This window comes from Sphingorhabdus sp. (assembly GCF_044239665.1).
In the GTDB taxonomy this organism is placed as follows: domain Bacteria; phylum Pseudomonadota; class Alphaproteobacteria; order Sphingomonadales; family Sphingomonadaceae; genus Sphingorhabdus_B.
Map to the genome: position 1 here is coordinate 19043 of NZ_JBIIBA010000029.1, position 9047 is coordinate 28089.

Annotated in this window: 7 protein-coding genes; 4 read left to right on the forward strand and 3 right to left on the reverse strand. The window is 52.9% G+C overall.

All coding sequences use genetic code 11. From position 1 onward, the window contains the following. Positions 1-44 precede the first annotated feature (44 nt). The 4 genes from ACILP3_RS08915 (at position 45) to ACILP3_RS08930 (ending at position 6263) form a co-directional block, all read left to right on the forward strand. A complete protein-coding gene (locus tag ACILP3_RS08915) occupies positions 45-1154 on the forward strand; it encodes an energy transducer TonB (protein WP_395616290.1) in 1110 nt (369 codons plus the stop codon). A gap of 166 nt (positions 1155-1320) precedes the next feature. Beyond that, positions 1321-1953, forward strand: coding sequence for an ATP-dependent Clp protease proteolytic subunit (locus ACILP3_RS08920; RefSeq protein ID WP_295492237.1), 633 nt, complete (start codon positions 1321-1323; stop codon positions 1951-1953). Between the two features lie 134 nt (positions 1954-2087). After that, complete coding sequence (clpX, locus tag ACILP3_RS08925) at positions 2088-3359, forward strand: ATP-dependent Clp protease ATP-binding subunit ClpX (protein WP_395616291.1); 1272 nt, start codon at positions 2088-2090, stop codon at positions 3357-3359. Between the two features lie 261 nt (positions 3360-3620). Beyond that, entirely contained in the window at positions 3621-6263 is a 2643-nt protein-coding gene (locus ACILP3_RS08930; RefSeq protein WP_395616292.1) for a TonB-dependent receptor, read from the forward strand. A 50-nt stretch (positions 6264-6313) separates the two neighbouring features. Here the strand turns inward: ACILP3_RS08930 and mtgA are convergent, their stop codons facing one another. The 3 genes from mtgA to ACILP3_RS08945 form a co-directional block, all read right to left on the reverse strand. After that, the gene (gene mtgA / locus ACILP3_RS08935) at positions 6314-7015 is read right to left on the reverse strand and encodes a monofunctional biosynthetic peptidoglycan transglycosylase (RefSeq protein WP_395616293.1); all 702 of its coding nucleotides are present in this window, start codon (positions 7013-7015) and stop codon (positions 6314-6316) included. 51 nt (positions 7016-7066) lie between these two features. Beyond that, the gene (gene rpoH, locus ACILP3_RS08940) at positions 7067-7972 is read right to left on the reverse strand and encodes an RNA polymerase sigma factor RpoH (RefSeq protein WP_395616294.1); all 906 of its coding nucleotides are present in this window, start codon (positions 7970-7972) and stop codon (positions 7067-7069) included. A 73-nt stretch (positions 7973-8045) separates the two neighbouring features. After that, positions 8046-8987, reverse strand: a complete 942-nt coding sequence (locus ACILP3_RS08945) for an RluA family pseudouridine synthase (RefSeq protein WP_395616295.1) — start codon at positions 8985-8987, stop codon at positions 8046-8048. Between the last annotated feature and the right edge of the window lie 60 nt (positions 8988-9047).

Sequence of the window (9047 nt, forward strand, 5' to 3'; positions counted from 1 at the left end):
AAGGCGTCTTGCAGTGGATGATTATTGGTGGCATCCCCTTGTTTATGATCACGCTTCTTTTCGCCTTGGCTCTGCCTGTTGTACAAGTTCCAACGATATCGCCACCGGCACCTGTGACTACGGTCAACCCCAATGAACGGTCCGCGCGGCGTCAGGATATGCTTGTTATGCAGCCTATGTCAGGCCGTTGCGGCGATGATCCGCTTGATATTTCCCGCGTTCAAACGCCAATTGCAGTCCTTGTCTGGTCCACCAGCCGCAATGCAGACCAATCGGTGCAATTGCGTTTTCGCATTGACGAAAATGGTCGTCCACTTGGCATAACGCGCGATACTGAGGGCTATGGCATGATGGCGGACCTGACGCCGTCTCTTGCGGGCAGCCGATTTGCCCCCAATGCTAGGCGAGAGGGGTGCGTGATTGTCTATCAACCCAAACGTAGCAGCATTGCGGATGCAGATTTGCACGACCTCATCGGCTACTCGATTTCCGCCCAATCCCGGCCACCCAAAGAGCTGTTTGATCGGATTCTACCCGCAGGATCGGATTGCAACATCCAGAGACCAGCGATTTTGTTGCGTGCTTTTCCCGATTTTGAAAAAATTCCTGTGACAGCGGGCCGTTCTGACTGGAGCATGGTGCAGTTTGACATTGACGCAGCGGGCAAACCCATAAGCCTTCGAACATATGGAACAACGGGCAATAAAGCGCTGGATAAGGCGTCGTTGAAGGCTGTTGCGCAATCACGCTTTACAACGGGTGCGAAGCGGGGCTGCATCTATCCTTATTGGCGGCGCGGCGACACGCTGGCCACGCCGGACAGCAAAGAGATCGCCGCATATCGCAGCGAAGACAGTGATTGTCCCCAGCCGGTAGAGTGGAAATCTCAGCCAACATTGATGTATCCGGAAAACTTCCGGCGGCGCGGTATTGAAGGCTGGGCCGTCATTGCCTTTGATCTGGCGCCATGGGGGGCGGTCGGTAACGCAAAGGTCGTTGCGGCTGAACCAGCTGCCGAATTTGGCGAAGCTGCGCAAAGGATAGTGCTTGGTAGCGCAACTGCGTCATCAAAGAAGGGCTACAGCAATTGCGTTGTTCGGGTGCGTTACGCCATGCAGGAGCAGGAACGCGCAGCACAAATGAATGTCGATTAGGCCGTCAAATAGGCAAGAAATAATCGAATTTGTGCGTGATGGAGCTGCAGCGCTCAACTGAGCGCTTCAATTCATCCCCAAACTAAACCTTTTTCGTGCTTGAAACTTTGCTTGCCCGCGCCGATGTAGGCGGTGACGCATAAACATAACATCTTAGAGGTATTTCATGCACGTTCCTTTTGATCCCGTCCAAGCATTGGTTCCCGTCGTTATCGAGCAATCGAACCGTGGGGAGCGCAGCTGGGACATTTTTTCGCGGCTTTTGCGCGAGCGGATCATTTTCGTCACGGGCGAAGTGGAGGACAATATGGCCTCTGTCATCACGGCGCAGCTGTTGTTTCTCGAATCGGACAATCCGAAGAAAGACATCTGGATGTACATAAACTCGCCGGGCGGCGTGGTCACTGCGGGCATGGCGATTCATGACACAATGCAGTATATCCGTCCGAAAGTCGGCACGGTATGCATCGGGCAGGCGGCTTCGATGGGCAGTTTTCTGCTCGCCGCGGGCGAACCGGGTATGCGCGTCGCTTTGACCAATTCGCGTATCATGGTGCATCAGCCTTCCGGCGGCGCACGCGGCATGGCGTCGGATATCCAGATTCAGGCAAACGAAATCTTGCGTATTCGCAAGCGTATGAACGATCTATATGCAAAATATACAGGTAAGCCGTTGAAGGATATTGAAAAAGCGATGGATCGCGATACCTTCCTTGAAGCAGATGAAGCAAAGGCATTTGGTCTTGTTGATGAAGTGTTCGACAAGCGCCCGGCCAATGCGGAAGCCGACGCAAGCTGATTATATCGTCGATAATTTTTGTAATTTTGCCGTGATGGCATGGTCCATATTGGGCTATTGCCAAATCGGAGGGCATCTTTAGGATGTGGTATCAATAAGGTGCGTTTGAAATTGGCGTGCAAGCAGGACATATTATGACGAAGTTGAGCGGTTCCGATACGAAAAGCACCCTTTATTGTTCCTTCTGCGGAAAATCGCAGCACGAAGTTCGCAAGCTGATCGCTGGTCCCACTGTGTTCATCTGTGATGAATGTGTGGAGCTTTGCAATGATATCATTCGCGAAGAAACAAAGGGCGCTTTGAACGGCCGTAAAGAAGGCGAAGTGCCAACGCCGCAGGAAATCTGCGAAGTATTGGACGACTATGTCATTGGTCAGCCGCAGGCAAAGCGCGTATTGTCGGTTGCTGTGCATAACCACTATAAACGCCTGAACCATGGCGCAAAGGGCGCGGATGTTGAGCTTGCGAAGTCCAACATCCTGCTCGTCGGCCCCACGGGTTGTGGTAAGACATTGTTGGCGCAGACGCTGGCCAAGACTTTCGACGTGCCGTTTACTATGGCAGACGCGACGACATTGACGGAGGCCGGCTATGTCGGTGAAGATGTCGAGAATATCATCCTCAAGCTGCTGCAGGCATCCGACTATAATGTCGAAAAGGCGCAACGCGGCATCGTGTATATCGACGAAATCGACAAGATCAGCCGCAAGGCCGAAAACCCTTCCATCACCCGCGATGTCAGCGGGGAGGGCGTGCAGCAGGCGTTGCTTAAGCTCATGGAAGGCACAACGGCCAGTGTTCCGCCACAGGGCGGCCGCAAGCACCCGCAGCAAGAGTTTCTGCAGGTCGATACGACGAACATCTTGTTCATCTGCGGCGGTGCCTTTGCCGGACTTGAAAAGATTATCTCAAATCGCCTTGAGAGCAAGTCGATTGGCTTTGGCGCGCATGTTGCCGACCCAGACGAGCGTCGTACCGGGGAAATTCTTAAACAGATTGAGCCTGAAGACCTTTTGAAATTTGGCCTCATCCCCGAATTTGTGGGACGCTTGCCGGTAACGGCGACGCTTGAAGACCTCGACATCGCTGCTTTGGTGAAAATTTTGTCAGAGCCAAAGAATGCGCTGGTAAAGCAATATCGCAAGCTGTTCGAAATGGAAGATGTCGGCCTAAGCTTCACTGATGATGCGTTGGAAGCCGTTGCCAAGAAAGCAATCGAACGCAAAACCGGTGCGCGCGGGCTGCGGTCCATTCTTGAGGCGATTTTGCTGGATACGATGTTCGACCTGCCAACCTATGACGGCGTGGACGAGGTTGTGGTCGACAAGGACGTGGTCGAAGGTCGCAAGACCCCCGTTTTGGTATATGCTAAGTCTGCCAAGGTCAGCAAAGAAGATGCCGCCTAAACTCGGTTGGTAAACTGTGGTAAACGTGCCACATTTGCCGATAAAATAAACAAAAATGCTGCTTTGCACCATTTTGGGTAACGCGAAACTATGCTTGCGCAGCGCACTCAGCTAATTGCGACCAATCCGCGGGTCTGACTGTCATTTTAGTGACTTTTTCGGGTTCCATGGGGAGCGCAGGGTCCATTTCGTTCGCGTGATTCGGCCAAGAAACAAGATCTGTCGAAGTTACGGCATGTGAAAATCATAGGGGTTAAGAGCATGAAAATTCGTTACCAGCTTGCAGCAAGTGCTGTGGCACTTACCATTTGTAGCTTTTCCAGCGCAGCATTTGCGCAATCTACCGGCTCGGTAGACTTTGAAGATGAGGTTATTGTTGTCTCCGGTTCGCGTTCGCAGGATGTTGCGGGCATTCAAGCGCCTGACTCGACCAAGGCAAAGGCTGTTCTCACGCAAGAGTTGATCGAGCGTCAGAACCCAGGTCAGACAATTCTCGACACAATCAACGTCATTCCGGGTGTAAACTTCCAGAACAATGACGCTTATGGATCTTCTGGCGGTACGTTGAACATCCGCGGATTTGACTCATCGCGCATCTCGCTGACATTTGACGGTGTGCCGCTGAATGACTCGGGCAACTATGCAATTTATTCCAACCAGCAGCTTGACCCTGAACTGATTGAGCAGGTCAACGTGAACCTTGGTACGACCGATGTTGACAGCCCGACGGCATCCGCCGTTGGCGGCACCGTCAACTACCGTACTTTGACACCAACCGAAGATTTCGGCGTTAAGCTCTCGGGCTCTATCGGCGAATATAACTTCATGCGCGCCTTTGGCCTTGTAAACACCGGTAATCTGACATCGTTCGGAACGCGTGCTTTCTTCTCGGCATCGATGGCAAGCAACGACAACCCGTTTAACAATTATGGCGTTGTCGATAAGCAGCAATATAACGCCAAAATTTATCAGCCAATTGGCGTAGATGGCGACTTCATTGCTATCGCTGGTAACTACAACCAAAACCGCAACAACTTCTTTGGTTCACTGCCGCTGCGTAGCGACGCTGGCCGGGTGGTTGGTGCAGGATCGGGCAACCGCTTCCCTGCGAACAATGATGAGCGTGAATATCTCATCAACTATCCATGCTCGACCGCTGTCGCGGCTGTTGCTGGTACTGCGCAATCTGCAACGTCTTGCGGCACCGAGTTTGACCGTCGTTATAACCCGTCAAACACGGGCAGCATTCGCGGTTCTTCGAAATTCAGCTTTGGTGAAAAGCTGACTTTGACCGTTGATCCAAGCTATCAGTATGTAAAAGCAAATGGTGGCGGCACCGTTACTGCACGTGAAGCACGTCGCGACATTGATCCAACTGGTGGCACGGCAGCAAACTGTACGACCGTAGTATCTGGCACTGGCGTTAATTGCCAAGCTGGTTACCTTGGTGGTTCGCCATTCTTTGGTAAGGATCTGAATGGCGATGGAGATATTCTCGACTCAGTAACCATGATAGCGCCAAGCCAGACCCAGACGCATCGTTATGGCGTAATCAGCTCATTGCGTTACGAAATCAACGATACAAATTCGGTGCGCTTGGCCTATACTTTTGACCGTGCACGTCATCGTCAAACTGGCGAAGTTGGCTTGTTAGACGTCAATGGCGAGCCATTTGACGTTTTCCCCGTGAACAATCCGCAAGCTGCGGCAAATGGCGTGACGCTTCAGAAGCGTAATCGTCTGTCATATGCGATTTTGCAGCAAATCTCGGGCGAATATCGTGGCGAGTTTATGGACGACGCTCTGGTCGTTACTGCCGGTGTGCGCGCACCATTTTTCAAACGTGATCTGACAAATTATTGCTTCACCAGCTCTGCCGGTGGCTTTGTTGAGTGCTTTGGTAACGACACGCAGAACACGTTGAATGCTGGGTTGAACCCAACACAGGCTGGACCACAAAACCGCGTGTTTAAATATAACAAGGTTTTGCCAAATGTCGGCTTCAACTATAAGTTCACGCCAGAGTTCAGCATGTTCGCCAGCTTCGCCCAAGGCCTTTCGGTCCCAGGCACAGATAGCTTGTACAATGCGTTCTTCTTCCCGATCACGACCGCTGGTGCGCGTCCTGCTCCAGAAACGACAGACAGCGTTGACGTTGGCGTTCGTTACCGTTCCGGTAATATCCAAGCGCAAGCTTCGGGTTGGTTGACGAAGTTCCAAAATCGTCTGGCCTCGGCCTATGACCCCGAACTGGACCAGAACGTTTACCGTAACCTGGGCAATGTTGACAAATACGGTATCGATGGTTCGATTTCCTATCGTCCAATCCCAGAACTCGCCGTTTATGTTTTTGGTTCGGTCATGAAGTCGGAAATCAAGAACAATGTTGCAATCGGTGAAAACGCGAACGGAACCCCTGTTTTTGCGGCGACTGCTGGTCAGCGCGAAGCTGGTTCGCCGAAATACTCTTTCGGAGGAACATTGCGCGGTGAAGTAGGCCCCGTTGAAATTGGCATAACGGCCAAGCGCACAGGTCCACGTAACATCTTTGACACAGGTGAAGCGACTTACACTGGTTCCTATGTTCCAACTGGCGCGGTTCCTAGCGGCACCTTGGGCACGTCATCGCGGACCCAGATTTTTGGTGAAACGGCACCAGCTTATTGGTTGGTTAATCTTGACGCCAGCATCAACCTTGGTTTCCTTGGCCTGAACGATAAGACTCGTTTCCAAGTCAACGTCTATAACCTGTTTGACCAGTTCTATGTCGGCGGTTTCGGCGGCGGCTTGTTCCAGTCGGCGACGTATAACCGTACAACGGGCGTAGCGGCATATGGTGGCCCTGGCTTTGTGCAGATTGGTGCGCCACGTACCGTCAGCGGAACCGTTACGTTTGCGTTCTAGTAGAACGACAATCGGCTAAAACAGGGCGGGGCTTCGGCTCCGCCCTTTTTTTATGAGTAGACGCAGGCGTCGAGGCCGTCGCGTTTGACGACGCGGATGCGGGCGGAGATGCTGTTGCCATAACGGCGGGTAAAGCCGCCCACGCCATTGACTGCCCGCTTTTTGGGCAAGGGCAGGATTGCTGCTAAGCGTGCTGCCTCTATGCGGGTCAGGTTCTTGGCGGATTTTTTGTAATAACGCTGTGCGCCTGCTTCTGCGCCATAGGTGCCGATGCCGGTCTCGGCGACGTTCAAATACACTTCCATGATTCGGCGCTTGCCCCAGATTTTTTCGATCAGGAACGTGAAATACACCTCAGGCACTTTGCGTAAATAGCGCGTCCAGCCGGACCCTTGCCACAAAAACACATTTTTCGCGGTCTGCTGACTTATGGTCGAGCCACCGCGTATGCGGCCACCTTTCTGGTTACGTGCCAAGGCTTTTTCGATGGCGTCGCGATCAAAACCGTCATGGCTGCAATATTTACCGTCCTCTGCGGCGATCACTGCACGTACAAGGTTCGGCGAAATGTCGGAAAGGGGCGTCCAGTCGCGTTTGGCGCCGTTGCTGTCGAATAACATCGTCAACGTTGTCGGGACAGGGACCACGGCATAGACGGCGGTAAGCGCGACGGTTCCGCCAATGAAATAGAGCGCGCCCTTAAAGCAGGAGCGAAGAAAACGGGCGGACGGCGAACGCTTGGTTTTTGTCATAGCCAAAAACTAGCGCAGTGTTATCCGCCCGTCATCTATTTTTACAGATAGTTAAAACGCGAGCAGCAGCCGTTTTTCGGTAGCGATACGCAGCATCGCCTTTTGCAGTTTTTCAAAAGCGCGCACTTCGATTTGGCGGACACGCTCTCGGCTAACGCTATAGGTCTGACTGAGTTCTTCCAGAGTCTGCGGCTCTTCGATCAAGCGGCGCTGGGTCAGAATGTGTTTCTCGCGCTCATTCAAACTGCCCATGGCTTCGGACAATAAGGCATGGCGCATGTCACCTTCCTGTGCGTCGGCCACGCGCTCGTCTTGCAACGGCGTGTCATCGACCAACCAGTCTTGCCACTGGCCATCGCCATCTTCGCGCATGGGCACGTTGAGCGATGTATCACCGCCCATCGCCATGCGGCGGTTCATGTTATTCACTTCTTCTTCGGAAACGCCGAGGTCAGTCGCGATTTTTTGCAACGCTTCCTGATTCAGATCACCGTCTTCAAAGGCTTGAAGATTATTTTTCATCCGGCGCAGGTTGAAGAACAGCTTCTTCTGCGCGGCGGTGGTACCGATTTTGACGAGGCTCCAGCTACGCAGGATGAACTCCTGCATCGACGCGCGGATCCACCACATCGCGTAAGTCGCGAGACGGAAACCACGGTCGGGATCAAATTTCTTTACGCCCTGCATCAATCCGATATTCCCTTCGGAAATCAGCTCGGACACCGGAAGGCCGTAGCCGCGATAGCCCATTGCGATTTTCGATACGAGGCGGAGATGCGACGTGACCAGCTGTTCAGCCGCTTTAGTGTCACCATGTTCTTGCAAGCGCTTGGCAAGCATATATTCTTGCTCGGGCTTGAGTATCGGAAATTTCCGAATTTCGCTTAGGTAACGATTTAGGCTCGCGTCCCCCCCAAGGGCAGGTATGGTAGCCGGAACATTCTTTTTAGCAGACATGTTTTCCTCTTTCATTGTGCCTTCCCTTGGGCCTCATCAAGCACCCAATGGTAAAGCGTTCCCTTCGCCACATTTATGACTGAAGCTTGCTTAACAGAAGCTGCATGTCTTCTGGTATACCGCATTCAAGCCGTAAAGTTCCGCCTGTAATGGGATGAATAAACCCCAAGGAGGCTGCATGCAATGCCTGCCGGTCGAATTTGGCTTGATTTGGGCCAATTTTATAGTGGTTTTGTCGATTAGAATATACGCCATCGCCAATGAGCGGATGCCCGATATGCGCCATGTGCACGCGAACCTGATGCGTGCGTCCCGTTTCCAGCGTGCATTCGACCATCGCTGCTTTGGCAAAGGCTTCTACCATCCGGTAATGCGTGACGGCATGGCGTCCCTTTGATTCGGGCAGCACCGCCATTTTCTTTCGATTTGTAGTGGATCGGCCAATTTGTGTGCGGACCGTGCCAGCAGGCGGCGCGGGTATGCCGTTTACGATCGCAATATATTTGCGTTCTATGTCATGCGCGGCGAAGAGTTTTGCGAGCCCCTCATGCGCGGCATCGCTTTTGGCGACGACCAGAAGCCCGGACGTGTCCTTGTCAATGCGATGAACTATACCGGGACGCTGCACCCCGCCAATGCCCGATAGCTTGCCCTGGCAATGGTGCAATAGGGCGTTGACGAGAGTGCCATCGCTATGACCCGCCGCAGGATGCACGACGAGCCCGGCGGGCTTATTGACGATGATTAGATGTTCATCTTCAAAAACAACATCCAGTGCGATGTTCTGCGCTATCGCTTTGTCGGGTACGGGGGCAGGGACGTTAAGCTGAAATGTCTGTCCTGACATTTTTTTGCTGCCGGCGTCGGCAAAGGGCTGACCATTGATACGCAAAGCGGCATCGGCGATCAAAGCCTGAATGCGTGCACGCGAAAATTGCGGCAGTGCGGCGGCCAGCGCACTATCGAGCCGCCCCTCACCCAAAACACCCGAAAATGTGGTAATTTCCCCTGACATCGCATAGACATGGGTGATGGCTTTGCATTTATCAAGCAGCGACTGGCGACAACTTCTGGA

Excerpts from the sequence above, each read along its gene's own strand:
- ACILP3_RS08920 (WP_295492237.1), top strand. The coding sequence starts at position 1,321 with ATGCACGTTCCTTTTGATCCCGTCCAAGCATTGGTTCCCGTCGTTATC.
- ACILP3_RS08945 (WP_395616295.1), bottom strand. The coding sequence starts at position 8,987 with ATGTCAGGGGAAATTACCACATTTTCGGGTGTTTTGGGTGAGGGGCGG.
- mtgA (WP_395616293.1), bottom strand. The coding sequence starts at position 7,015 with ATGACAAAAACCAAGCGTTCGCCGTCCGCCCGTTTTCTTCGCTCCTGC.
- ACILP3_RS08930 (WP_395616292.1), top strand. The coding sequence starts at position 3,621 with ATGAAAATTCGTTACCAGCTTGCAGCAAGTGCTGTGGCACTTACCATT.
- rpoH (WP_395616294.1), bottom strand. The coding sequence starts at position 7,972 with ATGTCTGCTAAAAAGAATGTTCCGGCTACCATACCTGCCCTTGGGGGG.
- ACILP3_RS08915 (WP_395616290.1), top strand. The coding sequence starts at position 45 with ATGATCACGCTTCTTTTCGCCTTGGCTCTGCCTGTTGTACAAGTTCCA.
- clpX (WP_395616291.1), top strand. The coding sequence starts at position 2,088 with ATGACGAAGTTGAGCGGTTCCGATACGAAAAGCACCCTTTATTGTTCC.